The 25,853-nt window shown below is 72.7% G+C and carries 22 protein-coding genes; 13 read left to right on the forward strand and 9 right to left on the reverse strand.

Translation table 11 applies throughout. The annotated features are described in order from the left end of the window. The first annotated feature begins 14 nt into the window (after window positions 1–14). Window positions 15–1,208 (forward strand): glycosyltransferase, encoded by a 1,194-nt coding sequence (locus ACFC09_RS23130; protein WP_376531385.1) that lies wholly within the window; start codon window positions 15–17, stop codon window positions 1,206–1,208. A 7-nt stretch (window positions 1,209–1,215) separates the two neighbouring features. On the opposite strand, the gene ACFC09_RS23135 is transcribed toward ACFC09_RS23130, so the two are convergent. After that, window positions 1,216–2,520, reverse strand: coding sequence for a TerD family protein (locus ACFC09_RS23135; RefSeq protein WP_376531465.1), 1,305 nt, complete (start codon window positions 2,518–2,520; stop codon window positions 1,216–1,218). A gap of 291 nt (window positions 2,521–2,811) precedes the next feature. Here ACFC09_RS23135 and ACFC09_RS23140 point away from each other — a divergent pair, with 291 nt between their 5' ends. From ACFC09_RS23140 to ACFC09_RS23155, 4 genes are all read left to right on the forward strand, one after another. Next, window positions 2,812–3,255 (forward strand): DUF6643 family protein, encoded by a 444-nt coding sequence (locus tag ACFC09_RS23140; protein ID WP_376531388.1) that lies wholly within the window; start codon window positions 2,812–2,814, stop codon window positions 3,253–3,255. Between the two features lie 42 nt (window positions 3,256–3,297). Beyond that, window positions 3,298–4,122, forward strand: a complete 825-nt coding sequence (locus ACFC09_RS23145; protein WP_376531391.1) for an MOSC domain-containing protein — start codon at window positions 3,298–3,300, stop codon at window positions 4,120–4,122. Window positions 4,123–4,739: 617 nt separating this feature from the next. Then, window positions 4,740–5,345: a hypothetical protein gene (locus ACFC09_RS23150; RefSeq protein WP_376531394.1), complete on the forward strand. Its 606-nt coding sequence runs from the start codon at window positions 4,740–4,742 to the stop codon at window positions 5,343–5,345. 164 nt (window positions 5,346–5,509) lie between these two features. Further along, entirely contained in the window at window positions 5,510–7,960 is a 2,451-nt protein-coding gene (locus ACFC09_RS23155; protein ID WP_376531397.1) for a right-handed parallel beta-helix repeat-containing protein, read from the forward strand. A 183-nt stretch (window positions 7,961–8,143) separates the two neighbouring features. Here the strand turns inward: ACFC09_RS23155 and ACFC09_RS23160 are convergent, their stop codons facing one another. Then, the gene (locus ACFC09_RS23160; protein ID WP_376531400.1) at window positions 8,144–10,516 is read right to left on the reverse strand and encodes a hypothetical protein; all 2,373 of its coding nucleotides are present in this window, start codon (window positions 10,514–10,516) and stop codon (window positions 8,144–8,146) included. 290 nt (window positions 10,517–10,806) lie between these two features. Here ACFC09_RS23160 and ACFC09_RS23165 point away from each other — a divergent pair, with 290 nt between their 5' ends. Together ACFC09_RS23165 and ACFC09_RS23170 are read left to right on the forward strand one after the other, a co-directional pair. Continuing rightward, window positions 10,807–11,637, forward strand: coding sequence for a DeoR/GlpR family DNA-binding transcription regulator (locus tag ACFC09_RS23165; protein ID WP_376531402.1), 831 nt, complete (start codon window positions 10,807–10,809; stop codon window positions 11,635–11,637). Window positions 11,638–11,708: 71 nt separating this feature from the next. Beyond that, entirely contained in the window at window positions 11,709–12,200 is a 492-nt protein-coding gene (locus ACFC09_RS23170) for an SRPBCC family protein (RefSeq protein WP_376531405.1), read from the forward strand. A gap of 141 nt (window positions 12,201–12,341) precedes the next feature. Here the strand turns inward: ACFC09_RS23170 and ACFC09_RS23175 are convergent, their stop codons facing one another. Then, window positions 12,342–13,466, reverse strand: coding sequence for a PLP-dependent cysteine synthase family protein (locus ACFC09_RS23175; protein ID WP_376531407.1), 1,125 nt, complete (start codon window positions 13,464–13,466; stop codon window positions 12,342–12,344). Window positions 13,467–13,821: 355 nt separating this feature from the next. On the opposite strand from ACFC09_RS23175, the gene ACFC09_RS23180 reads away from it, so the two are divergent. Both ACFC09_RS23180 and ACFC09_RS23185 read left to right on the forward strand, forming a co-directional pair. Continuing rightward, on the forward strand, window positions 13,822–14,145 hold the full coding sequence (locus ACFC09_RS23180) for a hypothetical protein (RefSeq protein ID WP_376531410.1): 324 nt from the start codon (window positions 13,822–13,824) through the stop codon (window positions 14,143–14,145). A gap of 181 nt (window positions 14,146–14,326) precedes the next feature. Beyond that, entirely contained in the window at window positions 14,327–14,869 is a 543-nt protein-coding gene (locus ACFC09_RS23185) for an ATP-binding protein (RefSeq protein WP_376531412.1), read from the forward strand. Window positions 14,870–15,508: 639 nt separating this feature from the next. Here the strand turns inward: ACFC09_RS23185 and ACFC09_RS23190 are convergent. The 3 genes from ACFC09_RS23190 to ACFC09_RS23200 all read right to left on the reverse strand — a co-directional run bounded on the left by ACFC09_RS23190 (window position 15,509) and on the right by ACFC09_RS23200 (window position 18,366). Further along, window positions 15,509–15,799, reverse strand: a complete 291-nt coding sequence (locus tag ACFC09_RS23190) for an SHOCT domain-containing protein (RefSeq protein ID WP_376531414.1) — start codon at window positions 15,797–15,799, stop codon at window positions 15,509–15,511. Between the two features lie 427 nt (window positions 15,800–16,226). Continuing rightward, entirely contained in the window at window positions 16,227–17,474 is a 1,248-nt protein-coding gene (locus tag ACFC09_RS23195; protein WP_376531416.1) for an ROK family protein, read from the reverse strand. Window positions 17,475–17,715: 241 nt separating this feature from the next. Continuing rightward, entirely contained in the window at window positions 17,716–18,366 is a 651-nt protein-coding gene (locus ACFC09_RS23200; RefSeq protein WP_376531418.1) for an alpha-ketoglutarate-dependent dioxygenase AlkB, read from the reverse strand. 68 nt (window positions 18,367–18,434) lie between these two features. Between ACFC09_RS23200 and ACFC09_RS23205 the strand changes: the two genes are divergently transcribed. Next, complete coding sequence (locus ACFC09_RS23205; protein WP_376531420.1) at window positions 18,435–19,568, forward strand: methyltransferase; 1,134 nt, start codon at window positions 18,435–18,437, stop codon at window positions 19,566–19,568. A 59-nt stretch (window positions 19,569–19,627) separates the two neighbouring features. On the opposite strand, the gene ACFC09_RS23210 is transcribed toward ACFC09_RS23205, so the two are convergent. Then, a complete protein-coding gene (locus tag ACFC09_RS23210; protein WP_376531422.1) occupies window positions 19,628–20,500 on the reverse strand; it encodes a ketose-bisphosphate aldolase in 873 nt (290 codons plus the stop codon). Between the two features lie 23 nt (window positions 20,501–20,523). Further along, the gene (locus ACFC09_RS23215) at window positions 20,524–21,405 is read right to left on the reverse strand and encodes an SIS domain-containing protein (protein WP_376531425.1); all 882 of its coding nucleotides are present in this window, start codon (window positions 21,403–21,405) and stop codon (window positions 20,524–20,526) included. Between the two features lie 142 nt (window positions 21,406–21,547). On the opposite strand from ACFC09_RS23215, the gene ACFC09_RS23220 reads away from it, so the two are divergent. Continuing rightward, window positions 21,548–22,327 (forward strand): DeoR/GlpR family DNA-binding transcription regulator, encoded by a 780-nt coding sequence (locus ACFC09_RS23220; RefSeq protein WP_376531427.1) that lies wholly within the window; start codon window positions 21,548–21,550, stop codon window positions 22,325–22,327. A 486-nt stretch (window positions 22,328–22,813) separates the two neighbouring features. Here ACFC09_RS23220 and ACFC09_RS23225 read toward each other — a convergent pair whose 3' ends face one another. Beyond that, window positions 22,814–23,209, reverse strand: coding sequence for a luciferase family protein (locus ACFC09_RS23225; protein WP_376531429.1), 396 nt, complete (start codon window positions 23,207–23,209; stop codon window positions 22,814–22,816). A 195-nt stretch (window positions 23,210–23,404) separates the two neighbouring features. On the opposite strand from ACFC09_RS23225, the gene ACFC09_RS23230 reads away from it, so the two are divergent. Together ACFC09_RS23230 and ACFC09_RS23235 are read left to right on the forward strand one after the other, a co-directional pair. After that, on the forward strand, window positions 23,405–24,256 hold the full coding sequence (locus tag ACFC09_RS23230) for a class I SAM-dependent methyltransferase (protein WP_376531431.1): 852 nt from the start codon (window positions 23,405–23,407) through the stop codon (window positions 24,254–24,256). A 188-nt stretch (window positions 24,257–24,444) separates the two neighbouring features. Then, entirely contained in the window at window positions 24,445–25,647 is a 1,203-nt protein-coding gene (locus ACFC09_RS23235) for an MFS transporter (protein WP_376531433.1), read from the forward strand. Window positions 25,648–25,853: the final 206 nt, after the last annotated feature.

Genomic DNA, 25,853 nt, shown 5'->3' on the forward strand with positions numbered 1-25,853 from the left:
AGCGCTCCGGCCGGGTGGTGCAGACTGCGCGGGTGAGTGCCCTCGTGTGGATCGCCGTCCTGTCGTTCGTCGCCTGGCTGTGGCTGCTGCTGTGCCAGGGCTTCTTCTGGCGGACGGACATCCGCCTGCCGCCGCGCCGGGACCCGGAGGTGTGGCCGTCGGTGTGCGTGGTCGTACCCGCCCGCGACGAGGCCGCCGTGCTGCCGTCGAGCCTGCCCTCACTGCTGGCGCAGGAGTACCCGGGGCGGGCGGAGGTCTTCCTGGTCGACGACGGCAGCTCGGACGGCACCGGGGAACTGGCCCGCCAACTGGCCGGCCGCCACGGCGGGCTGCCACTGACCGTGGCCTCGCCCGGCGAGCCGCCCGCGGGCTGGACGGGCAAACTGTGGGCGGTGCGCCACGGCATCGGCCTGGCACGCACGCGTGACCCCGAGTACCTGCTCCTGACGGACGCGGACATCGCACACGAACCGGACAGCCTGCGGCACCTGGTGGCGGCCGCGCGCACCGGGGGCTTCGACGTCGTGTCGCAGATGGCCCGGCTGCGGGTGGAGAGCCTGTGGGAACGGCTGGTGGTGCCCGCCTTCGTGTACTTCTTCGCCCAGCTGTACCCCTTCCGCCGGATCGGGAAGCGGGGCGCGCGGACCGCGGCGGCCGCGGGCGGCTGCGTGCTGCTGCGCACGGAGACGGCGGAGCGGGCGCGGATCCCCGACGTCATCCGGCACGCCGTCATCGACGACGTGGCGCTCGCGCGGGCCGTGAAGGGCGGCGGTGGGCACATCTGGCTGGGACTGGCCGAGCGGGTGGACAGCGTGCGCCCGTATCCGCGGCTGCACGACCTGTGGCGGATGGTCTCGCGCAGCGCGTACGCGCAGCTGCGGCACAACCCGCTGCTGCTCGTCGGCACGGTCGCCGGGCTGGCGCTGGTGTACCTCGTACCGCCGGTGGCGCTCGTGGTGGGCGCGACGGCCGGGAGCGCGGCGGCCACGGCGGCCGGCGGGGCGGCGTGGCTCGTGATGACGGGAACGTACCTCCCGATGCTCCGCCACTACCGCCAGCCGCCGTGGCTCGCCCCGTTGCTGCCGTTCACCGCCTTCCTGTACCTGCTCATGACGGTCGATTCGGCGGTTCAGCACTACCGGGGGCGTGGCGCTGCCTGGAAGGGCCGTACGTACGCCCGTCCGGACGCCGTCCCCGACGAAGGCTGAGGGGCCGTCACTTCCGGCCGGGTGTCCAGTTCATGCCCCACCCGTAGGCGCGGTCGACCGTCCGCTGCGGGCTCACTCCGCGCGGCGGTACCAGATACTGCGCCTCGCGCCGCACGACGAGGTCGCCGCCCGTGTTGGTGATCAGGGCGAGCGCGCACACCGGCGACGGCACGGTGCACTCGTCGAGCGAGAACTCGACGGGTGCGCCGTGCTGGGGGCGCAGGGTGACCGTGGCGTGCAGGTCGGCGAAGGAATTGGCGCCTTCGTAGATGGTCACGAAGACGAGGATGCGCCGGAAGTCCCGGGTGTGGTCGAGGTTGACGGTGAGGTTCTCGCCGCTCGTCGTGCCACCGGTGCGGTCGTCGCCGTCGAGATGGATGTACGGGGGCCGGTCGAGCAATCCAAAGGCGTTGCCGAGCGCCTGGACGACTCCTTTGCGGCCGTCGGTGAGTTCGTACAGGGCGCACAGGTCGAGGTCGAGGTCGGTGTGCGCGGTGCTCCACCGGCCGCCCCATCCGCGCGTCTGCCGGCGCGTCTGCCAGTTGAGGTTGACCCGCAGCGCGCCGGAGGTGCCGCCCTGCTTGGCCAGCGAGACCGAGGGGGCCGCCTTGGTGAGCGTGACTTTGCCGAGCCGTACCGGCGCGGCGGACGGCGGCGGGACCGGCGGGGCGACCGGCGGCGGTGCGGGCGCCGGAGGCTTCGCGGTCAGGTACGGCGGTGGGGTGACGGGTGCCCGCGACGGCACCGGAGGTGCGGCCGGCGGGGCGGGGGCGGGCTGCGGTGCCGCGCGTTGCGGCTCGTCCACGGTGATCCCGAAGTCGGTGGCCAGGCCCTCCAGCCCGCTGCTGTAGCCCTGCCCGACGGCGCGGAACTTCCAGCCGCCCTGACGGCGGTAGAACTCGCCGAGCACGAAGGCCGTCTCGACCGTGGCACCCGCGCTGTCGAAGCGGGCGACGACGTCGCCCCGGGCGGCGTCGCTCACCGCGATGTAGAGGTCCGGGACCCGGCCGAACGTCCCGCCGTCCGCCGAGGCGGCGAGGACCACCCGCTCGACGGTGCCCTCCACGCGCGCGAGGTCCACGAAAAGCGTGTCGGTCACCTTCCCCGCGGTGGTGTGTTTCCCCTCGTGGCGCACCGCACCGGAGGAGTGCCCCGGCTGGTTGTAGAAGACGAAGTCACCGTCGGAGCGCACCTTTCCGGCCACGAGGAGGAGCGCTGAGGCGTCCACGTCCGGAACCCCGGGCTCCGAACGCCACCCCAATTCGACCCGCAGTGCCGTCGTGGGCACCGGCGCATTCGATCCTTTCGGCATTGACATGTCCGCCCCCTCACGTCTCACCGGTCCGCGTCCCGGCCGTCCATTGCATCCCTACCCGGCCAACCTATTCCCGAGGGCGGGGAACTCCCACCGGCCGCACAGAAAGATCGCCGTCCAACACCCGGTAACCTGCCAGGAACTCGGCCTTTACAGGATCCAAACGTCGAACTCCGCCCCATTTTGCCAAGTTCGCTCGGATTAGCGATCCCACGTCACCGCCGACACGGAAAACAACCCTCTTATCGGTCTCCCCAACCAGCACATCGTGGGCTTAACTTATGTGCCATGACCTCCCCCCGCTCCACTTATGGCGGCGGCTACTACTCCGCCTCCTTCCCGGACACTCCGATCTACGACTCGCTCGTGGCCGAGCGGGGCACCCCGCAGATCGCCCCGATCCGGGTCCCCGCGGCCTACGACACGCCGGTCAGCAACCTGCCCGCGCTGCCGTCGGCACTGCCCGCGCTCCCTGCGGGCCCCTCTCAGAGTGCTCCTCTCTACGGGTACCCGCAGGCGCAGCAGCCCGCTCCGCTGCAGCAGGCTCCCACGGCCTACATCCCGCAGCAGGCCACCGCGCCGCGCGGCTACCCCGGTCCGCAGGCGCCACAGCCGCCGCGGCCGATGACGTACGGCAACGGCTACGAGGCGATGCGTCCCGCGGCTCCGCGGCCCGCTCCGGCCCCGTACCAGGACCCGTACAACAACCAGCAGCCCTACCGCGGCTACTGACGGAGCTCCCCGGCTGTCGGTGACGCCTGGCACGATGGCGGCATGGGGAACGCCACGCTGCAGTCGATCCACGTCCATCCGATCAAGGCGTTCCGGAGCATCGCGCTCCGGGAGGCCGCCGTGGAGCCCTGGGGGCTGGCTGGGGACCGGCGCTGGGCACTGATCGACGACGGGGGAAAGGTCGTCACACAGCGTGAGCAGCCGCGCCTGGCACTGGCCGCCGCCGAGCCCATGGCCGGCGGCGGCCTTCGGCTGTCCGCGGCCGGGAGGACGCCGCTGACCGTGCCCGTCCCCGAGCCTGCGGGCACGGTGACGGTCTCCGTCTTCGGCACCAAGGTGGAGGCCGTTCCCGCCGAGGAGGCCGCGCACGCCTGGTGCACCGCGTATCTGGGGGCGGACGTCCGTCTGGTCCACCTGGACGACCCGGCCACACGCCGCCCGGTCGATCCGGACTTCGCCCTGCCCGGTGAGACGGTGAGCCTCGCCGACGGCTTTCCGCTACTGGTGACCACGCTCGCCTCCCTCGACGCCCTCAACTCCCTGCTGGCCGAAGGCGATCACGCCCAGGAGGGCCCACTGCCCATGAACCGCTTCCGGCCGAACGTGGTCGTGGCGGGCACGGCACCCTGGGCCGAGGACAGCTGGTCGCACATCGCCATCGGCGAGGTGGACTTCCGCGTCGCCAAGCCGTGCGGACGGTGCGTCGTGACCACGACCGACCAGAGCACCGCCGCGCGCGGCGCGGAGCCCCTGCGCACGCTGGCCCGTCACCGTCGCATCGGCGGCTCGCTGGTCTTCGGACAGAACCTGGTCCCCCGGTCCACCGGCACGATCCGCGTCGGGGATCCGGTGCGGATCCTCGGCTAGTTCGCGCTCCTCCCGCCCGTACTCCTCAGGTACACACTGCTCCCGCCCGTACTCCTCAGGTACGTGCTCCTCCAGTCGGTACTCCTCGGCTTGTGCGTGATGCGCAGCCTGTGCGTGCGCCTCGGCCTGTGCGTGGCGCGCGGGTGATCCGTGCCCCTCGGCCGGTTGGGATCACGGCGCCGTCCTCGCGGGGGCCTCGTCCGGGGCGCAGGGCCGAGGACGCAGGACAGTGCGGCCCGTCCGTGCGTGGCGACGCTCCGGCGCGGCCCGCGGGGCGGCGTGGAGCGGTGATGCCTCTGCCGCGGGCGAGCGCGCGCCACGCGCCGCCGAGTGCGAGCGGATCGCGCCCCGGCCGGCGGGCCGCCACGGCCCAGTCGGCCGTTGCCGCTCCGCGCGACCGGTACGCCGAGCGGACGGGCCGCACGGTTGGCTCGAACCCGGCGCCGCGGGGAACCAGACCCCGCGGCCCGGTCGTTAGGAAGTCGTGAGAAATTTGAGAAGTTGTTGACCGGACCCGGTCGAAGGTGTGGGGGTGACGTGGCTCTCTCGTCGGCCGAGACCTCAGGTGCACGGCTCCACCATGGGTTGTCACGGAGCGGGAAGGGGGGTGCGGGACCGTGTGGGCAATCAGCGGTCTCTGGCGCTGGCGGCGCAATCCACTGCGCCGTGCGACCGATCTGGCCGAGGCTTGGGTGGCCCTGGGGACGCTGCTGCTGATCGCGGTGGCCGCGCCCGTCGTCGGCTCGCTCGTCGGAACCGGGGCGCAGAACGCCCTCCAACGCTCCGTACAGGCCCAGCAGCAGTCCCGGCACGCGGTCACGGCCACCGTGCTGCACAAGCTGGACGACGCCAGGCCCGAGCCCGACCCGGAGAGCGGCACGGGCGACAGTCCGCGTAGCCGGGTCCTGGCCGAGTGGACCGCCCCGGACGGCGCCCGGCAGCATGGCCCGGTCATGGCGGACCTCATCTCCCCACGGCGGGGCGACCACTTCAGCCTGTGGACGGACGCCCACGGCCGCGTGGTGGCCCGCCCGCTGGACTCCGCGACGGCGGCGACGCACGCGGTGCTGGCCGGGCTAGGTGCCGCACTGCTGACGGCGGGGCTGGTCGAGGCCGGCAGACGGATGGTCGTCTGGCGCATGGTCCGCCGCCGGTACGCGCGTTGGGACCAGGCATGGGACCGGGCGGGCCCGGACTGGGGCAAGGCAGGCACCGGCAGCTGACGGCCTGCCGCCTCTGGTCAATCCACCGCCCGCGCGCACGCTACGGTGGACCGGCCGAGACACTCGGCTTTGACCCGCGCGCGACGAGCCGCAGGGGCGCGGCGCCAGCCGTGCACCCCGGGGCGAACGAGCCACGTACGACGAGGTGGGGGCACAGCAACGCCATGGCACAGGGCACGGTCCAGGTGACGCACACCGGTACATCGCGGTGGCGGCGCCGCACGGGTGAGTACACATCGCTCGCCGCTGCCCTGGAGGCCGCCGCCGACGGTGACGTCCTCACCGTCGCGCCCGGCACCTACCGGGAGAACCTCGTGATCCAGCGGGCGGTGACGCTGCGCGGCCCCGAGGGCTCGCCCGGCTCGGTGCGGATCGCCCCGGTGGACGGAGTGCCGCTGACCGTGCGGGCCTCGGCCGTGGTGCACGACCTGCTCGTCGAGGGTCAGGACGCCGCAGCGCCCGCGCTGCTCGTCGAGGAGGGCGCACCCGAACTGCGGGACGTGCGGGTCGTCACCCGGTCCGCCGCGGGCGTGGAGGTGCGCGGCGCCGCCCGCCCGACCGTGCGGCGCTGCACCGTGGACAATCCGGCGGGCATCGGCATCGCCGTACTCGACGGCGGGGCCGGGGTGTTCGAGGACTGCGAGGTGGTGGCGGCCGGGCAGTCCGGCGTCACGGTGCGCGGCGGCGCGCACCCCCGGCTGGAGCGCTGCCGGGTGCACCACGCCTCGGGCGTGGGCCTGATGGTGACGGGCGAGAACTCCGCGCTGGAGGCGGTGGGCTGCGAGGTCTACGAGGTGCGGGGCGCCGGTGCCCAGGTCACCGCGCGGGCCACGGCACACCTCACCGACTGCGATGTGCACCGCACGGCCGCGGACGGCGTCACGCTCGACACGGACGCCGTGCTCACCCTCGCCGACTGCCGTATCCACGACATCCCGGAGAACGCGGTCGACCTGCGTTCCCGCTCGGTGCTCACGCTGACCCGGACGACGGTGCGGCAGTTCGGGCGCAACGGCCTGTCGGTGTGGGACCCGGGCACCCGGGTGGACGCCAACCAGTGCGAGATCTTCGACAGCACGGGCGACTATCCCGCGGTGTGGGTGAGCGACGGCGCGACCGCCGTGCTCGACTCCTGTCGGGTGCACGACGTGCCGGACGCCCTGTTCGTCCTGGACCGCGGCTCCCGGGCGGACGTGGTGGACAGCGACCTGTCCCAGGTGCGCAACACCGCCGTGTCGGTCAGCGACGGGGCGACCGCACAGCTCGACGACTGCCGCATCCGGGAGGCGGCGACCGGCGCCTGGTTCCGCGACCACGGCAGCGGCGGCACCCTCAACAACTGCACCCTGGACGGCACCCAGACCGGTGTGATCGTCACCAAGGGCGCGGACCCCACCATCGAGCGCTGCACGGTGGACTCCCCCGCCGAGGCGGGCTTCTACGTGTCGGCCGGGGGCCGGGGCAGCTTCCTGGGCTGCCGGGTGACCGGCAGCGGCGGCTACGGCTTCCATGTCATAGACGGCTGCCGTGCAACGCTGCGGAAGTGCCGCACGGAGCGCTGCGCGCGCGGTGGCTACGAGTTCGCGGACGGCGGCCCCGACCAGGGCTCCGGCACGGGACCGATCGTCGAGGACTGCACCAGCGACGAGAGCGGCGGCGGGCTCCGGCCGCCCGCGGCACAGGAGACCGCCGTACAGACGACCAGCCCCTCCCCCGGGCTGCTGGGCGCCATCCCCGGGCAGCGCAGCGGCGAGCAGGAACCGATCGTCGTCGCCGCGGAGCCCGGACAGCCCCCGCGGAACTCCGAGGACGTCCTCGGTGAACTGGACGACCTGGTCGGCCTGGAAAGCGTCAAACGCGAGGTCCGTGCGCTCACCGACATGATCGAGGTGGGCCGGCGTCGCCGGGAGGCGGGCCTGAAGGCGGCCTCGGTCAAGCGCCATCTGGTCTTCACGGGCTCCCCGGGCACCGGCAAGACCACCGTGGCCCGGCTCTACGGCGAGATCCTCGCCTCCCTCGGCGTGCTGGAGAAGGGGCATCTAGTCGAGGTGTCCCGGGTCGACCTGGTCGGCGAGCACATCGGGTCCACCGCGATCCGTACCCAGGAGGCGTTCGAGCGGGCGCGCGGCGGTGTGCTGTTCATCGACGAGGCGTACGCGCTCTCGCCGGAGGACGCGGGCCGGGACTTCGGCAAGGAGGCCATCGACACCCTGGTCAAGCTGATGGAGGACCACCGGGACGCGGTGGTGGTGATCGTCGCGGGCTACACGGCGGAGATGGAGCGGTTCCTGGCCGTCAACCCCGGTGTGGCGTCCCGTTTCTCACGGACCATCACTTTCGGTGACTACGGGCCGGAGGAACTGCTGCGGATCTTGGAGCAGCAGACCGAAGACCACGAGTACCGACTGGCGCAGGGCGCGTCGGAGGCCCTGCTGAAGTACTTCGCGGCCATCCCGAAGGGCGCCGCGTTCGGCAACGGCCGCACCGCCCGGCAGACCTTCGAGGCGATGGTGGAACGGCATGCGAGCCGGGTCGCCCAGCTCCCGGATCCGACCACCGACGACCTGACGCTGCTGTACCCGCAGGACCTGCCGGAACTGCCGGACCTGCCCTGACCGGGCGCTCCACCGGAACGGCCGTGACTGGCGCAGCGCGTCCGCCTCGGCCGTCGTGACCGGTCGCACGGTTCCCCACGGCCCATCCTCCGCCCGTTTACCCCTCCCGCCCGTTTACCCCTCCCGCTCAGCTGCCCCGGCCGACCGGGCACCGGTCGGCCGCAGCGGACCGCACCGGCCCGCTCAGGCCGCCGGTCCGGGGCGCTGACCCGGTACGTCAGGTCGCAGCCGGGCCAGCAACCGCTCCCGTTCCTCGGCGAACGCCGGGTCGGCCTGATAGTCGGAGTGGCCCAAAATGGGCGCGGGGAGCGGATGCTGGGGCGTGCGGCCGTAGGCGAGCGGGTCCTTCAGCGGCTCGCGGTCCACGTCCGGGCCGCAGTCCCCGGGCAGCCGCACCGGGCCGCCGATGGGGTCGGTGAGCCGGTAGAGATTGCGCCAGCAGGCCACCTCACGGTGCAGTGAGCCGAGTTCGGCGGGACCGAAGTAGGCGGGGAACCAGCGTCCGTACAGGCGCTCCAGCGGCGAACCGTAGGTGAGCAGCGCGACCCGGCCGCGCACGGACGGCGTCAACTGCCAAGCCGCGGCGGCCGCGAGGACGCTGCCCTGGGAGTGCCCGGAGATCACCAGGCGTCCGCCGGTGCTGCGCGTCCAGGTCGCCATCCGCCAGGTCAGGTCGGGCACCGCGCGCTCGGCGTAGCACGGGGGCGCGAACGGGTGGGCGGCGCGCGGCCAGAAGGTGCCGACGTCCCAGAGGATGCCGACGGTGCGCCGCGCGGACGCGTCCTTGTAGGCGCGCCGTCCGAGGGCGACGAACAGGACGAAGCCGAGTCCGACCAGCCAGGAGCCCAGGGCCTGCGCGACCTCGGCCCCGCCCTGCACGACGGCGAACGCGTGCCGGGCCGCCCGTACCGGGGTCTGTCCGGTGTTCAGGGCGCCCACCAGCGCCCCGGCGCCGAGCAGCAGCGTGGTTCCGCAGACGAGGGCGATGAGGAGAGGGGCCCGGTCGGTGAGCGTGGCCATCGCCCGGGTGCGCGCGATACTGCGGGTGCGTGCCGGATCGGCGGGCTCCTTCGGGTAGTCGGCGTCCACCGCGGCACACTCGGCGCGGCTGAGCCGCAAGGTGCGCCAGGCCAGCCAGCCGACCAGCGCGAGCAGCGCCACCAGGAGCGGCGGGATGACGGACGCCTGCCAGGTCAGCAGCACCGGCGGGCCGTCGATGGAGGAGCCGGTGCCGTCCATCCAGTCGGCCACGCGCTGTGCGACGCCGCCCGAGAGCACACCGCCCAGCCCGCAGGCCAGCAGCGCGACCGCGGGTCCGCCGAATCCGCGCATGGCGACCCGCCGTCGGGCCTCGGAGTCCGTCGCCGGTGACGACTCGGGATCCCGGGGTCCGGAGCGGTACAGCACCTGGGCGACCACGCCGATGACGATCACCAGCAGTCCCTGGGCCAGGACGACAGCACCGAAGGTGGTGTCCCCCGACAGCCGTCCCGCCGACTGCCAGCCCGGCCGGGACCAGCCCGCGTACAGCAGCGCGAGGAGCAGCAGGACCAGGGAGCCCAGCGGCAGCCGGCGTACCAGGTGCTCGTCGAGTTCCTGGTCCAGACGGCTCTCGCTGCGGCCCCGGCGGCACACCACCCAGAGCACCGTGGCCGTGGTGGCGCACAGCGCGGCGAGCAGCAGCCAGCCGAGGGTGTCGAGGAGTCCGGAACCGCCGGCCCCGCGGTCGAAGCGCGCGGCCGGGGAGACGACCGCGGCCGTGACCGTGAGCAGGCCCGCGGTGGTGTGCGCGGCGCGCAGCCGGGCCACCAGCCGGCGCCCGTACCAGAAGCCGGGGCGGCCCAGCGCGGTGGGTCCGGTCTGTTCGTCCTGTTCCGGGCGGTGGGTCAGCGGCGGCTGGGACTCGTAGGCGCTCCAGGTGCGCCGCGACAGGTACCAGAGCAGCCAGGTCAGGACGGCAGGCACCGCGGCAGCCAGGGCGAGCCGACGCCCGGGCGAGCTCCACCAGCCGCCGCCGGAAACCGCGGGCGAGAGGAAACCCAGCCAGGAGTGGCGCTCGGCACAGGCGCTGACGCCGGCGCACTGCCAGGCCACCAGGTCCAGGGCGACCTCGCAGGCCGCCGCCACCAGCAGCACCGTGAGCGTGAGTCCCACGAGCCGCACCAGCAGCCCGTACAGCCGCACCGTCCGCCGGTGACCTGAGGTGGCGGGCCGCATCCAGTGCGCGAGGTTGACGACCATGAACGGAAGCAGCAGGAGCCACAGGGCGCGGGCGCTGTTGCCCGAGGTCAGGTTGGACCAGACGTACGCCTCGGCGACCGGTCTGTCCCGGTACTCCTCCGGCCGGGCCTCCGCGTCGACGTCGACGGCGCGCCGGAAGACCGCGGCCCTGTCGTCGCCGGTGATCCGTACCGTGCACGGATCGTCGAGCATCTCCTGAGGTGTTGCGCCCCCTACTCCGTGGACCAGGAGTTCCAGGTCGATCGGGGCCCCTTCGGACCGCGTCGCGGGGCCGTGAGCCCCGTCGGCCGCGGTCTCCTGCTGCGCACGCTCCACTGTCCTCGCACTTCCCCCGTGACGGGCCGACGGATGGTCTCCGTGCGGCCTTCAGATTCTCCGCTCCAGGTGTGTTGTACACCTCTCGTCACGGAATCTCCTCGATCCGTGTGGCACCCGGCGACACCGATCGTGCCCGAAGGGCATGTGCACGTCGATGCGGGGGGACGCAACCGCAAGCTTCCCGTGACAAGATGGGACGTCCGCGCACCGGAAGCACGGCGGAACAGCCTGGTCGGAGCGGGTGTGGCGGGCGAGTCGGCGGCAGCGGCGAAAGGACCGGAGCGTACGTGAGTGAGAATCAGAACCTCCTCGCGGAGCAGCGCCGCGCCCTGATCCTGGACGAGGTCCGCCGGCGTGGCGGTGTCCGGGTGAACGAACTGACGCGCAAGCTCGGTGTGTCGGACATGACCGTGCGACGCGACCTGGACGCGCTGGCCCGCCAGGGGGTTCTGGAGAAGGTGCACGGCGGGGCGGTTCCGGTCATCGAGGCGAGCACGCACGAGCCGGGCTTCGAGGCCAAGTCGGCTCTGGAGCTGAGCGCCAAGGAGGACATCGCGCGGGCCGCCGCCGACCTGGTCAGTCCGGGCACTGCGATCGCCCTGTCCGGTGGCACGACGACCTACGCACTCGCGCACCACCTTCTTGAGGTGCCGGATCTGACGGTGGTGACCAACTCGGTGCGGGTCGCGGACGTCTTCCACGCCGCGCAGCGGACCTCGGGGCAGCGGCAGGGCGCGCCCGTGGTCGTGCTGACCGGCGGGGTGCGCACCCCGTCCGACTCGCTGGTGGGGCCGGTGGCCGACCAGGCGATCGGCACGCTCCACTTCGACCTGCTCTTCCTCGGTGTGCACGGGATATCGGTCGAGGCCGGCCTGTCGACGCCGAACCTCGCGGAGGCCGAGACCAACCGCCGGCTGGTGCAGTCGGCACGGCGCGTGGTGGTGGTCGCGGACCACACCAAGTGGGGGACGGTGGGCCTGAGTTCCTTCGCCACCCTGGATCAGGTCGACACCCTGGTCACCGACGCGGGTCTGCCAGGCGCGGCACGCGCTGAGGTCTCCGAGCATCTGCGGCGACTGGTGGTGGCGGGAGCACCGACCGGGAATACTGCCGACTGACGATCCATCAGATCGGGTCGGCGGGGCGGGGCCTCGTCTCCCAAGGGGATTTCACGAGGGGGTTGGCAGCCATGGCTCACGGTCTGCGTCCGGTCGGTATCGACTTCGTCGAGACCGCCCCCGTACGCCTGGTGTTCACGCACGAGCTCAACGCCGCGCCCGACACCGTCTTCCGGGCGCTCGCCGAGGACGTACCCGGCTGGACCCAGTGGTTCTCGGCGGTGACGTCCGCCCGGCCGACCGCGGGCGGACGGCAGATCCGGCTCAGGGGCGGAACCCGCTTCGAGGAGTCGGTGATCGAGGCCGAGTCCCCCGGGCGGTACGCCTACCGCGTCGACGTGGCGAACACGCCGGGCGCCCGCGCCTGGATCGAGGAGTGGCGGCTCGCCCCGGCCGGCACCGGCACCCGAGTGCGGATGACGTTCGCGCTCGACGGGACGGGGCTCTTCCGCGCCGTCGCCCGTCTCGCGCGCCCCGGCGTCGGCCGCGCCTTCCACGACGCCATGACCGCGCTGGACCGACGCCTCACCGACCGGGACCCGGCAGACCCCGCGTCCGGGTGAGGGCGAAGGCGAGGGCCGGAGCGAGGGCGGACGCTCGCATGCGAGGACGGCCGCAGGCCGCCGCGGGCCGCCCGCGAGCCGTCTCCGTGCGGAGGGTCTCGCGTCTCTCGCGCCTCGCGTCGCGGGGCTTCGTGGTGCGGGTCAGTCCGGCCACGCTCCCGTCGCCAGCAGCGAGTCGATCGCGGCCGAGTACGGTTCGATGTCCAGGCCCTGCTCCGCAAGCCAGGAGTCCGAGTAGTACTTGTCGAGATAGCGGTCGCCCGGATCGCACAGCAGGGTGACCACGCTCCCGGAGCGCCCCTCGGCGACCAGTTCTGAGACGATCTTGAGGGCGCTCCACAGGCCGGTGCCGGTGGAACCGCCCGCCTTGCGGCCGATGACCCGTTCCAGGGCCCGTACGGCGGCGACGGCGGCCGCGTCCGGGACCTTCATCATCCGGTCGATGGCGCCGGGTACGAAGCTCGGCTCCATACGCGGGCGGCCGATGCCCTCGATGCGTGAGCCGCTGTCGCAGGTGACGTCCGGATCGCCGGTGGTCCAGCCCTCGAAGAAGCACGAGTTGTCGGGGTCGGCGACACAGATACGGGTGTCGTACTGCATGTAGTGCACATAGCGCGCGATCGTCGCCGAGGTGCCGCCGGTGCCGGCGGTGGCGACGATCCACGCGGGCTCCGGGAACCGTTCCAACTCCAGCTGACGGAAGATCGACTCGGCGATGTTGTTGTTGCCGCGCCAGTCCGTGGCACGCTCGGCGTAGGTGAACTGGTCCATGTAATGGCCGCCGGTCTGCATCGCGAGGCGGGCCGATTCCTCGTACATCTTCCGCGGCTCGTCGACGAAGTGGCACCGCCCACCGTGGAATTCGATGAGGCGGCACTTCTCGGCGCTGGTCGTGCGGGGCATGACCGCGATGAAGGGCACCCCGATCAGTTTGGCGAAGTACGCCTCGGACACGGCCGTCGAACCACTGGACGCCTCGATCACCGGCCGCCCCGGCCGGATCCAGCCGTTGCACAGGCCGTAGAGGAAGAGCGAGCGCGCGAGCCGGTGTTTGAGACTGCCGGTCGGATGGGTCGACTCGTCCTTGAGGTAGAGGTCGATGCCCCAGTCCTCGGGCAGCGGAAAGCGCAGCAGGTGGGTGTCGGCGGAGCGGTTGGCGTCGGCCTGGACCTTGCGGACGGCTTCCTTCAGCCAGGCACGGTAGGTGAGGTCGGTGCGGTCGACGTCCAGGGTGGCGCCGGTCCGGGTCTGTGGGGTGGTGCTCACGAGGTGACTCCTTACACTCCGCGCCGCCGGCGCCCGCAACGGCCGCCACTCTGATCATAGGCAGTTTCCACACCGCCTCCCATCTGCATAAACACACCTTTGAGCGGCCCAAAGACGGCGCTTGGGCGCGGCAAGCGGGGCGCGTGGGGGCGCATTCCGTGGAAGCTCCGGACGCGTCCCCGTACGGCACCATGGGTACTGGTGTTCAGAGCCAGGGGCGGGCAGACTGCACCGGGTGCGGGACGGCGTCCCGCACGAAGGAGCACACTGGATCACGGAACGAGCCGGACGGTACCGGGCCCTGCCCCGGCGGGCACCGGTCCGGCGGGCGAGATGCGCGAGGGGGGCGGGCAGGATGGCGGAGCCGGAGTTCACGGCCAAGGGTGTCCGGATAGAGAAGCGGCTGCGTTCGCTGACCAGGGCCGGGCAGGTCCGGATCAGCGACGGCAGGGTCGAGTTGCTCACCAGTTACGGCAGCGAGATAGACAGCGCGCCGGTCCAGGCGGTGCGCGCCTCCAAGCCCTGGTTCGCCCCGGACGACCGGGCCCTGGCGGATCTCAACGGCCAGCGGTACCTGCTGACCCTGGGCGATCACGATCCCGCTCCCGGCCGTCCCGGTCCGCCTGCGGCGCGTCGGTTCATCGAGGCGGTGCGCCGGGCAGCGGGGCGCGAGGGCTGAGCTACGGCGAGTTGCGTACACGTGTGTCCTGAGTCACTCTGGTCTCACATCACTCTGGGTTTACCGGCGATAACGCTGCGAACCAGCCCGCCGGTCACGACAGCAGGCGGCCGCCCACGCAGGCGCCTTGCTGGATCCGTACTCCGTGTTCTTCCGGACCTCACGTCGGGGAGTCGCAGCCGTGATCAGTCACCCAAGCAGGCACTGCACGGTGGAGCTCCAAGCCCTGCCGTCGCGGATCGGTCAGGTCCGCAGAATCGTATCTGCACATTTGCGTTACTGGCATCTTGACCCGTTGATAGACCGGGCCGCGCTCGGTGTGACCGAGTTGTTGACCAACGTCCACCAGCATGCCCGGCCCGACAAGTCGTGCACCGTGGAGATCGAGCTGCTGCTCGACCGGCTGACGGTGTCGGTGCGCGACCGCGATCCGCGCCTCCCCGTGGCGTCGGACATCAAGGACGTCGCCCCCCTGGACACCCGCGGACGCGGGCTCGCCATGGTGGCGGCCGTGAGCGAGAGTTGGGGCGCGCGCCCGGACGGGGACGAGGGAAAAGTCGTGTGGTTCACGTTGCCCGCGCGGGTGGAGGCGAAGCCGCAGCGCGGCCGAGCGCCACAGCGCACGGCCGCGGAGCAGTCCACCCCTCGGTTCCCGGAGGTCGAACCCGTCGCCTGCGTGCCCGCCGTGGCACACGCTCCCGCCCGGTCGGCCGTTGTCGGCTGACCGGGCGGTGACCCTCCCCTCCCCGGTGGCCCGTGGGCGGTGGTCCCCCGAACATCCTGACACCCGACCGCCCGCCGGTCCGGACGCGGCCCTGCGCGGGGATGATTCCACCGCCGATCCGGGCGCGGCCCTGCGCGGGGTCCGGACCGGATCTCTTTTTCCGTCGCGGAGCTCGGGGCGTGCCGGCCGTCCGTGATGGGGCCGGCACGTTCTACCCGTCCGCAACGGGGCTCGTCGCGTCCTGGCCGTCCGTCACGACTGCCTCGTCGTCGACCCGTCCGGTGTGACCGACCGTCATCGGTGTGGCCGGCGCCGCCCTCGCGGTCGGAGCGACCGTGGAGAGCCATCCGTCCACCGTGCGCAGCGGTCCATGAACTGGTCCGACTGGCCTCAACGGTCCGGGCGTTGGTGGCAGTCCTCCCGATGACAGTCCGGTGACGTGCGCATGGTCCGGGTGTCGGGGGGCTGCCGTCGGCGGGCCGAGGGCGGGGCCGATCCAGGTGTCGGCGGTCCTGCCGACTACAGGCCGATGACGCGCACGGTCCGGGTGTCGGCAGTCCTCCCGACAGCCGGACCGTGACGTACGCCCGTGTGGTGCCCATGGCCCGACGGCGGAGGTCCGTACGCCGGGCCCGCCGGTCACGCCGCGCCGCTCTTGTCCACGCGGCCGAACCGCTCGTCCAGGACGGAGAGCCGACGCCAGTACTCGTCCTCGTCGATCTCGCCGGTGGCGAATCGCCTGCCCAGGATCGCGATCGGTGAGTCGCCCGCGGGACGCCCGGTCGGCTCCGGCCACCAGGGCGCGCCGCGCCCGCGCCGGACCGTGCGGCGCACGACGGTGCCGACGCCGATCACGACGGCCACCCAGAACAGGGGGAAGAACAAGATCCACGGGCCGGGACCGCCGTCCCAGCCCGCCAGGGTCTCCATCACAGGTCATCTCCTCCGCTGAAGCACGTGTGTCAGGTGATGTTCCGAGACTGGCTCGTGGAAGGGGTCCGGGTCGTCGTACCGCCAGCGGCAGTGCGCATACCTCCCGGGGAGTACGCGAACGCGGGACGACTCCTCACCGGTGAGCTGCCCGAACGGGCGGTTGACGCCTCGACGGGTGACCAGCCTCCCGGCGGCGGAGCGGCATCCGAACGAGTGATTGCCCTCGGGCGGTGACGTACGAAGCAGCTCATCGGCGTGGCGTTCAGCGCCGGAGTTCGGCACGGCGGTTCCCGGATCGGGACGAGATGGGAGGTAAGGATCCCGGCCGGGCGTCGGCGGTGGCATCGCCGCGCAGCTTCAGGGACGTGCCCGTCAGGCCATTGACCCGTGGCCATCAGTCCATGGCCGTCAGGCCGTCAGGCCGTCAGGCCGTCAAGGGGAGCGCCGTGAGCGGATCGTCGAGGACCGGTTGCCAGGCCAGTTCCGCCGCGCCGACGAGGCTGTTGTGGTCGAGGGTGCAGGGGAGGATCGGGACGCCTCCGCTCTGGCCCCACAGGCTCCGGTCGGCGACCACCGCGTGCAACCGGTCGGGATCGGCGTCCAGCAGGGTGCGGTGGAGGCCGCCGAGGATGATCCGGTCGGGATTGAGGATGTTGACCAGGCCCGCGAGGCCCAGCCCCAGACGGTCGATCAGGGCTTCGGCCGCCCTGCGGACCGTCGGGTCGGCGTAGTCGTTGCGGACGAGGTCGTCGGCCTGCTGGAGCAGGGACACCTCGGGACCGGGGGTACGACCCGCCTCTACGAGCAGGGCCAGCGGATCCGCCTCGACGTCGAGGCAGCCGCGGCTGCCGCAGTGGCAGGGGCGGCCCTCCGGATTCACCGTGAGGTGACCGACCTCCAGTGCCAGACCCGAACTGCCCGTGTGCAGGCGTCCGTCGAGGACCAGCGCACCGCCCACCCCCCGGTGGCCGGTGGCCACGCACAGCAGGTCACGGGCGCCGCGGCCGGCGCCGTGCCGGTGCTCGGCGAGTGCGGCGAGGTTGACGTCGTTGCCCGCGAACGCCGGGCCGGTGATCCCCGCGGCGCGCACGCACTCCGCGAAGATGCGCCGGACCGGCGCGCCCACCGGCCAGGCGAGGTGGAGGGGGTTGAGAGCGAGGCCGTCGGGTTCGGCCACCGCCGACGGCACGGCCAGCCCGGCGCCGACACAGCGGCGGCCCGTCGCACGGAGCAGTTCGGCGCCGGCCTCGACCACCGAGCCGAGCACCTTCGCCGGGTCGGCGTCGATGGTCTCGCAGCCGGGCGCGGTGGCGACGATACGGCCGCCGAGACCGACCAGGGCCGCCCGGAAGCCGTCGGCGTGCACCTGCGCGGCGAGCGCCACGGGTCCGTCCTCGGCGACCGCGAGCCGGTGCGAGGGGCGGCCCTGCGAACCGGCCGCCGCGGCCGGGCGGGCGTCGACCCGGATCAGGCCCAGCGCCTCCAGTTCGGCGGCCACCGCGCCGGCGGTCGCCCGGGTCACGCCCAGTTCGGTGGTGAGTACGGCCCGGGTCGGGGCCCGTCCCGTGTGCACGAGCTCCAACGCGGGCCCGAGCGCCCCGCGCCCCCGGTCCAGCCGCGTCCTTGAGGTGGTCCCATCCCCCGCCGCCCGGGGGTCCGCCTTGCCGCTCATGGGGCCGAGTCTCCCATGATCCCCACCCGGTGCGACCGGCACTGCGATCGGGCGGTCCGCCGGGAGGGCGGTGCCGCTGCGTCGGCCGTCCGCCGCGGCACCGTAGCCCGGTCGTCCCCGGGTTGTCGGCTCGGGCCGACCAGTGCCCCAGCAGGCAGCGACTGCCCGTGAAGGAGCGGCGTTCTGGGTGTGGCCTCCACTGCCCTGGACGGGCGTGGGGGGTACCCCTGTGGGGGTACCCCTAGCAGCCGCTCACCCGCAGCGTGATGTTCAACCGCCCGGTGAGCCCCAGCCCGGGTGGTGCCGTACCCGGGTGTATTCGCGGCACCCCGTGGTGGGCGAGCCGGGAGGCGCCGCCGAAGACGAACAGGTCCCCACTGCGCAGTTCGACGTCCGTGTACGGCCTACCCCGGGTCTCGGTGTTGCCGAAGCGGAAGACGCACGTGTCACCGAGGCTCAGCGACACCACCGGTGCGTCGGACCGCTCGTCCGCGTCGCGGTGCATGCCCATGTGGGCGTCGCCGTCGTAGAAGTTGATCAGTGCGATGTCGTACGGCTCCGGTGCGACCGCCGCCGGGCCGAGTGCGTCGGCCACTGCCCGGCGGCCCAGCTCGCGCAGCCGGTCGGGAAAGGGCTTCACCGGCGCGCCGTCGCCGTCGACGACGGTGCGCGCGTAGGCGTACGGGTACCAGTGCCAGCCGAGGCACACCTGGCGCGCGCTCATGGTGCCGCCACCGGGTGTGCGGACGGTACGCAGTCCGGCGGGCGGGCGCGCCCACTCGCGGCAGGCCGCCAGCAGTTCGCGCTGGATACCGGGGTCCAGCCAGTCCGGCACCTGCACGGCTCCCGGCGCGATCTCGGCCCGTGCTCTGGGAAACAGCTCCGCCGTCATGGACCCCATCCTGCCCGACCGGCCCTGAACTGCGGTTCCGCTAGCCTGGACGCACGATGGACGACCGTATGACCACCCCGTGGGGCACGTTCGAGCTGTCCCGGTTCCCCGATGATCCGCGTGACCGGCTGCGTGCCTGGGACGCCTCCGACACCTATCTGCTGCGGCATCTGGCCGAGCGGGAGGTCCCGCTGTCCGGCCAGGTCGTGGTCGTCGGGGACCGGTGGGGCGCGCTGGCCACGGCGCTGGCCGAGCACCGGCCGGTGCAGATCACCGACTCGTTCCTCAGTCAGGAGGGGTCCCGGGCGAATCTCGCGCGGGCCGGTGTGCAGCCCGGTGCCGTACGCCTGCTCACCACGCAGGATCCGCCGCCCGAGCGGGTCGACGTGCTGCTCGTCCGCGTGCCGAAAAGTCTCGCTCTGCTGGAGGACCAGTTGCTCCGGCTGGCGCCCGCCGTGCACTCCGGCACGGTCGTCGTCGGCACCGGCATGGTGAAGGAGATCCACACCTCGACGCTTCGGCTCTTCGAGCGGATCCTCGGCCCGACGCGGACCTCGCAAGCTGAGCAGAAGGCACGGCTGATCCTGTGCACGCCGGACCCGTCCCTGATCCGCCCGGCGAGCCCGTGGCCGTACAGCTATGCGCTCCCCGACGGCATCGGTCCGGTCTCCGGGCACACCGTCGTCAACCACGCGGGGGTGTTCTGCGCTGATCGGCTGGACATCGGCACCAGGTTCTTCCTGCGGCACCTGCCCGACGGCCTGGGCAGTCGCCGGATCGTGGACCTGGGCTGCGGCAACGGCGTTGTCGGGACGGCGGTGGCACTGGCCAACCCGGAGACCGAGGTGCTGTTCATGGACGAGTCGTTCCAGGCGGTCGCCTCGGCGGAGGCGACCTACAAGGCCAACGGGGTACCGGGGCACGCCGAATTCCGGGTCGGCGACGGGCTGGCCGGGGTGGCGGCGGGCAGTGTGGACGTCGTCCTCACCAATCCGCCGTTCCACTCCCATCAGGCGCTCACGGACGCGACCGCGTGGCGGATGTTCACCGGAGCGAGGCGCACGCTGCGGCCGGGTGGCGAGCTGTGGGTGATCGGCAACCGGCACCTGGGCTACCACGTGAAGCTGCGCCGCCTGTTCGGCAACAGTCGACTGATCGCTGGTGATCCGAAGTTCGTGGTGCTCAAGGCCGTCAAGAAGTAGGCGCGGCACGGCCCACTCGCCGAGGGGCCCGGTGTGGGGTGGGGGTGCACGGCGGCAAGTCATCGGGGCCCCGGTCGGCCGAGGGCGCGGACGGTCCGCGTCACCTCGCGGGCCATGGCCTCCCGGCCGACGCCGAGGTACGTGCGGGAGTCGACGGCTGCGGGGTGGGCGCGGAGGAAGTCACGTATCGCGCCGGTCATCGCCACGTTGAGGGCGGTGCCGACGTTGACCTTCGCGATGCCCCCGGCGACGGCCGCGCGCAGTTCGTCGTCCGGCAGCCCGGAGGAGCCGTGCAGCACGAGGGGGACGGGCACGGCGACGGCGAGCCGCCCCAGCAGGCCGTGGTCGAGGGTGGCGGTACGGGTGGTCATGGCGTGGACGCTGCCTATCGCGACGGCCAGGGCGTCGACCCCGGTCTCGGCGACAAAGGCACGCGCCTCGTCGGGATCGGTACGGACGCCGGGCGCGTGGGCGTCCAGCGGTGCCCGGCGGCCCGGCACCGCCTTGCCGCCGACCTCGCCCAGTTCGGCCTCGATCCAGAGCCCCCGGGCGTGTGCCCAGTCGACGGCGGCCCTGGTCGCGGCGACGTTCTCGGCGTACGGCAGGCGTGCCGCGTCGTACATCACGGAGCCGAACCCGGCGTCGGACGTCTGACGCAGCAGGTCGTCGCTCTGCACATGGTCGAGGTGCAGAGCGACGGGCACGGCGGCCCGTTCGGCGGCGGCGACCGTCGCGCCGGCCAGCGGGAGCAGCCGTCCGTGGCGGAACTTGACCGCGTTCTCGCTGACTTGGAGGATCACCGGCACGCCGGCGGCCTCGGCGCCGGCGACGACTGCCTCCACGTGCTCCAGGGTGATGACGTTGAACGCGACGACGGCTGAGGCTGTTCCGACGGCGCGGGCGACCAGGTCGCCGGTGGCTGCGAGCGGCACGACTGCTCCTTCCGGCGCGTGGGTCAGGGGGCGAGGATCACTGAGCGGGTGAGGTGACGGGGCCGGTCGGGATCGAGGCCCTTGCGGGCGGCGACGGCCACCGCGAGCCGCTGGGCGCGGACGAGTTCGGCCAGCGGGTCGAGCGTGCCTTCGATCCACCGGCCGCCCGTCCCTCGCACCTGTTCGGCGAGTCCTTCGGGTGCCTCGCCGAACATCCAGGTCGCCGTGGTGGCGGTGGTGATGCTGATGGGGCCGTGCCGGTACTCCATCGCCGGGTATGCCTCGGTCCAGGACAGTGCGGCCTCGCGCATCTTCAGCCCGGCCTCGCTCGCGAGGCCGACGGTCCAGCCCCGGCCGAGGAAGGTGTACTGCGTGCAGTCGACGAGCCCGTCGGGCAGCGGGGCGGACACGGCCGTACGAGCGTCGGCGACCACGGTGTCGGTGTGCAGGCCCAGGTGAGCGCGGAGCAGGGTGAGCGCGGTGGTGGCGAACCGGGTCTGCACGACGGAGCGCTCGTCCGCGAAGTCCAGCACCACGACGTCGTCGGCGGCCGTGCGCACCGGTGTGTCCGGGTCCGCCGTGACGGCGGTGGTGCGGGTGCGCCCGCGCAACCGGCGAAGCAGTTCCAGCACTTCGGTGGTGGTACCGGAGCGGGTGAGCGCGACGATCCTGTCGTACCCGCGCCCGTAGGGGAACTCCGACGCGGGGAAGGCATCCGTCTCGCCCTGGCCCGCGTCCTCGCGCAGGGCGGCGGCTGCCTGCGCCACGAAGTACGAGGTGCCGCAGCCGACGAACGCGACGCGCTCCCCCGCACCCGGCAGCGCCCCGCCGTGCCGCGGTGCCTCCTCCGCCGCCCGGGACCAGCACTCGGGCTGGCTGTTCACCTCGTCCTCGACATGAGTCATGCCGCACCCCTCTCGTCGGCCCGCTTTGCTTGTTCCTGCAAGATATCCCGGGCTTTCAAGCACAATCAATCATTCGACCGAGTGAAATGTGCGCTAGGGTCGCGTGAGTACGGAGGACAGGACGGCGGAACGGAGGCTGCGGATGTCGCGCGATGCCCGCTGGAAGTCGCTGCTGGAACTGCTCGTCGAGCGCGGCCGGCTGGACGTGGAGGAGGCGGCGTCCGAACTGGAGGTCTCGGCCGCCACCATCCGGCGTGACTTCGACCAGCTCGCCGAGCAGCAGATGCTGGTGCGCACCCGGGGCGGGGCGGTCGTGCACGGCGTCTCGTACGAACTGCCGCTGCGCTACAAGACCGCCCGCCGCGCGTCCGAGAAGCAGCGCATCGCCAAGGCGGTGGCCAGGCTCGTGGCGCCGGGCGAGGCGGTGGGCCTGACCGGCGGCACGACCACGACGGAGGTGGCCCGCGCCCTGGCCGAGCGGGCCGACCTCGCCGCGGGCTCACCTGCGCTGACCGTGGTCACCAACGCGCTCAACATCGCCAACGAGCTGGCCGTGCGGCCCCAGTTCAAGATCGTGGTGACCGGTGGGGTTGCGCGCCCGCAGTCGTACGAGCTGATCGGACCACTCGCGGACGGGGTGCTCGGTCAGATCACCATGGACGTGGCGGTGCTCGGGGTGGTCGGCTTCGACGTCGAGTACGGCGCCGCGGCGCACGACGAGGCGGAGGCGGCCGTCAACCGGCTGTTGTGCGAACGAGCCGAACGGGTGGTCGTCGCCGCCGACTCCAGCAAACTGGGGCAGCGGGCGTTCGCCCGGATCTGCGCGGCCGAGGACGTGGACACGCTGGTCACGGACGCGTCAGTGGCACCGCAGACGGCACTCCGGTTCGAGGAAGCGGGAATCCGGGTCCTGGCGGTGTGAAGTGCGGTGCGCGGCCACCGGGTTCGGGCCGGCTGTGCCGGGCGGGCGGTACCGGGTCGACGGCAGCTGGTCGACCGCAGCGGGCGGACGAGCGGCGTGGGGGGCAGGCGCGGGCCGCCGCGCGCAGCGCGGTTCAGCGGAACGGGGGCGTAGTTGGGCGGTACGGGAACGCGGTTGACCGGTACGGAAACGCAGTTGGGCGGTGCGGGGCCCGGCGCCCGGTGAACGGGGCGCAGCAGCACGGAGCCCGACGAGCGGGGCACGGCACAGGGCAGAGCGAGCGGCAAAGGACCGGCGCGGGCGAGCGGTCGGGGCGCGACGCAGGGTGGACCGGGCGCGACACAGAGCCGCGTGCGTGGCACGGGCCCGGCGCGAGTGGGCGGTCCGGGTGCGATACGGCGAGCCGCGGGACGCCCCGCCCGGTGGGCGGCGGGACGAGGCGCGGGGAGTGTCCGCCGTGTCAGATCGCGGGGAGCGTCCGCGGCGTCAGATACCGCCGGGATCGGCCCGTAAGAACCCCACGCTCCGCTGGTCGTTGCAGCCGAGCGAAGGCCGGCCGACGGGGTCCGGCCATGCCGACTGCGCCTGGAGCGCGACGCTCACCAGTGTCAACAACAGATCGACGTCGCTCGCGGCGTCGAGATGGATCGTCACCCACTTCGAGCCGGGCACGATGCGGATCGCCCCGGTGCTCCTGAGGTCGCCGGCGAACCGCCGGATCGCACGATCCGTCAGCAGCAGGTCGACATCCCGGTCCGAGTGGAAGTGGACGATCTCACCCTGCGCCGAACGGAGTGCCTGTCCCTGGCCGCAGCTTGGCACGGACCTTTTCAGATCTGGCCAGATCGCCAGTTGCGCGAGTGCACGCGAGGCCAACGTCATGGGGACATCATGGACCGCTCACCGCCGCGCAACCACCACGTGCGTAAGCATTAACCATCCTGTAGCCAAGACGGCGAACACCCGCCCGATCAGCGATCATGTCTACGGTACGTACGGGCCCGCCTTGGCGCGGGCCGAATCCCGGAGAGCGCCCTGAACCGGGTGGGCCGGATCCCGATCGGAAGGAGAGGCACCGTGGCAGAGGAGACGGGGGCGACCGCGGATCCGACGGCGGTCCGGGTCGCCCTGTGGCGAGCCCTGCACGTCCTGGCCGATCCGCCGCCGCACGTGCTGGACGACGAGATCGGCCTGCGGCTGGCGGACCCGGTCGAGAACTGGCGCGCACGCCCGGACATGGACCCGCAGGAGACCCTGGTCATGCGCGCGTCGATCGTGGCACGGGCCCGCTTCGTCGAGGATCTGGTGGCCGAACGCGCCGCCCGAGTCGGGCAGTTCGTACTCCTCGGCGCCGGGCTCGACTCGTTCGCACAGCGCAGACCGGATGTCGCCGCGGGCCTGAAGGTCTTCGAGGTCGACCAGCCCGGCCCGCAGGACTGGAAGCGGCGGCGGCTGGTCGAGCTGGGGTACGGCATCCCCGAGTGGCTGCGGCTCGTGCCGGTCGACTTCGAGACGCAGTCGTGGTGGGAGCGGCTGGCCGCGGCGGGATTCGCGGCCGACCGGCCGGCCGTGGTGGCGTCCACCGGCGTCACCATGTACCTCACCCGGGACGCCGTCGTCGCGATGCTGTGGCAGGCCGCCGCGCTGGCGCCCGGCTCCACGCTGGTCACCACGTTCATGCCGACGCTGGAACGGGTCGACTCGGCGGACCGCGCCCTGCGCCGCGAGATGGAACGCCGGGCCGCCTCCTCCGGGACGCCCTTCATCACCTTCTTCACTCCGGAGGACCTCGTCGCCCTGGCCCGCGAGGCGGGCTTCAGCCAGGCCCGGCACGTTCCGGCGGCGGAGCTGGCCGCACGCTACTTCGCCGGCCGGACCGACGGCCTGCGGCCGTCCAGTGGGGAGGAACTCCTGGTGGCGACGGTCTGACGACCGGCACGGGATGCGACGGCGGCCGCAGCGGGCCACGGCTGCGGGGCGGTCCGGAAACGGAAACTCAAGACCCCGACGGCCGTCCGAACACGGAAACTCAAAACCCCGCCGACCGGTGCGAACACGGAAACTCAAGACTCCGACGGTCCCTTGCCCCGCCTTCTCCGCGCCCCTAGCCTGACTTTGTGCCGCCAATAAACAAAACCCTCGCCCGCAGTGCCGCCCAGGGCGACACGCTGACCCGTCTGCGCGTCGCTATCACCACGTTCTTCGCGCTCGACGGCTTCGTCTTCGCGGGCTGGGTCGTCCGTATCCCCGCCATCAAGCACCAGACCAACGCCTCCGCCAGCTCGCTGGGGCTCGCCCTGCTCGGCGTCTCGGTGGGCGCCGTGGTCACCATGACCCTCACCGGACGTCTGTGCCGCCGCTTCGGCGCCCATCCGGTGACCGTCGTCTGTGCCGTCCTGCTCTCCCTGAGCGTCGCGCTGCCCCCGCTCACCCACTCGGTGCTCGCGCTGGGTGCCGTCCTCCTGGTGTTCGGGGCGGCCTACGGCGGGATCAACGTCGCCTTCAACAGCGCGGCCGTCGACCTGGTCAGCGCGCTGCGGCGGCCCATCATGCCGAGTTTCCACGCGGCCTTCAGCATGGGCGGCATGATCGGCGCCGGGCTCGGCGGACTGGTCGCCGGTGCCCTCTCCCCCACCGAGCACCTGCTCGGACTGACCGTCGTGGGACTGCTGGTCACCGCCGTCGCCGGACCCACGCTGCTGCGGCACGAACCACCGCGACCGGCCGAGCACGCACACGGCACCCCCGATGGCACTCCGCGGCGCCGTGCCGGCCGGACCCGCGGGCTGGTGGTGGTCTTCGGCCTGATCGCGCTGTGCACGGCGTACGGCGAGGGCGCCATGGCCGACTGGGGCGCCCTCCACCTCGAACAGGACCTGGACACCGCGCCGGGGCTCGCGGCTGCGGGTTACTCGTGCTTCGCGCTCGCCATGACCGTCGGACGGCTGACGGGTACGACCCTGCTCGAACGCCTCGGCCACACCCGTACGGTGGTCGCGGGCGGCACCGTCGCGACGGCCGGCATGCTGCTCGGCTCGCTCGCCCCTTCCGTCTGGGCGGCCCTGCTCGGCTTCGCCGTCACCGGGCTCGGCCTCGCCAACCTCTTCCCGGTCGCCGTGGAACGGGCCGGGATGCTCGCCGGTCCGAGCGGTGTCGCGACCGCTTCCACGCTGGGCTACGGCGGCATGCTCCTCGGGCCGCCCGCGATCGGCTTCATGGCCGACTGGTTCTCCCTGCCCACCGCGCTCACCAGCGTCGCGGTACTGGCGGCCGTGGCGGTGCTGATCGGTGTGACGACGCGGCGCGCCGCAGCGGGCTGACCGCCCGCCCCCAGCGCCCCCGTGACGTCATACGTACGCATGGGGACCGAGGACGAGCACCGGTCCTGGGCATACGTAGGGGCACCCGCCATACCCGGGAGGGACGGGGCAGACATGCGTTCGACCGATCGTTGGCGGGTGTGATTCGGCCCGCAGCGGCGCCACCCCGCGTACGGGTGACGCGTTGGGCGTGCCGTGGCAGCACA

This window comes from Streptomyces sp. NPDC056161, from assembly GCF_042268025.1.
Lineage (GTDB): Bacteria > Actinomycetota > Actinomycetes > Streptomycetales > Streptomycetaceae > Streptomyces.

Excerpts from the sequence above, each read along its gene's own strand:
- ACFC09_RS23140 (WP_376531388.1), top strand. The coding sequence starts at position 2,812 with ATGACCTCCCCCCGCTCCACTTATGGCGGCGGCTACTACTCCGCCTCC.
- ACFC09_RS23135 (WP_376531465.1), bottom strand. The coding sequence starts at position 2,520 with ATGCCGAAAGGATCGAATGCGCCGGTGCCCACGACGGCACTGCGGGTC.
- ACFC09_RS23205 (WP_376531420.1), top strand. The coding sequence starts at position 18,435 with ATGACCACCCCGTGGGGCACGTTCGAGCTGTCCCGGTTCCCCGATGAT.
- ACFC09_RS23200 (WP_376531418.1), bottom strand. The coding sequence starts at position 18,366 with ATGACGGCGGAGCTGTTTCCCAGAGCACGGGCCGAGATCGCGCCGGGA.
- ACFC09_RS23180 (WP_376531410.1), top strand. The coding sequence starts at position 13,822 with ATGGCGGAGCCGGAGTTCACGGCCAAGGGTGTCCGGATAGAGAAGCGG.
- ACFC09_RS23170 (WP_376531405.1), top strand. The coding sequence starts at position 11,709 with ATGGCTCACGGTCTGCGTCCGGTCGGTATCGACTTCGTCGAGACCGCC.
- ACFC09_RS23190 (WP_376531414.1), bottom strand. The coding sequence starts at position 15,799 with ATGGAGACCCTGGCGGGCTGGGACGGCGGTCCCGGCCCGTGGATCTTG.
- ACFC09_RS23215 (WP_376531425.1), bottom strand. The coding sequence starts at position 21,405 with ATGACTCATGTCGAGGACGAGGTGAACAGCCAGCCCGAGTGCTGGTCC.
- ACFC09_RS23225 (WP_376531429.1), bottom strand. The coding sequence starts at position 23,209 with ATGACGTTGGCCTCGCGTGCACTCGCGCAACTGGCGATCTGGCCAGAT.
- ACFC09_RS23195 (WP_376531416.1), bottom strand. The coding sequence starts at position 17,474 with ATGAGCGGCAAGGCGGACCCCCGGGCGGCGGGGGATGGGACCACCTCA.
- ACFC09_RS23155 (WP_376531397.1), top strand. The coding sequence starts at position 5,510 with ATGGCACAGGGCACGGTCCAGGTGACGCACACCGGTACATCGCGGTGG.
- ACFC09_RS23145 (WP_376531391.1), top strand. The coding sequence starts at position 3,298 with ATGGGGAACGCCACGCTGCAGTCGATCCACGTCCATCCGATCAAGGCG.
- ACFC09_RS23220 (WP_376531427.1), top strand. The coding sequence starts at position 21,548 with ATGTCGCGCGATGCCCGCTGGAAGTCGCTGCTGGAACTGCTCGTCGAG.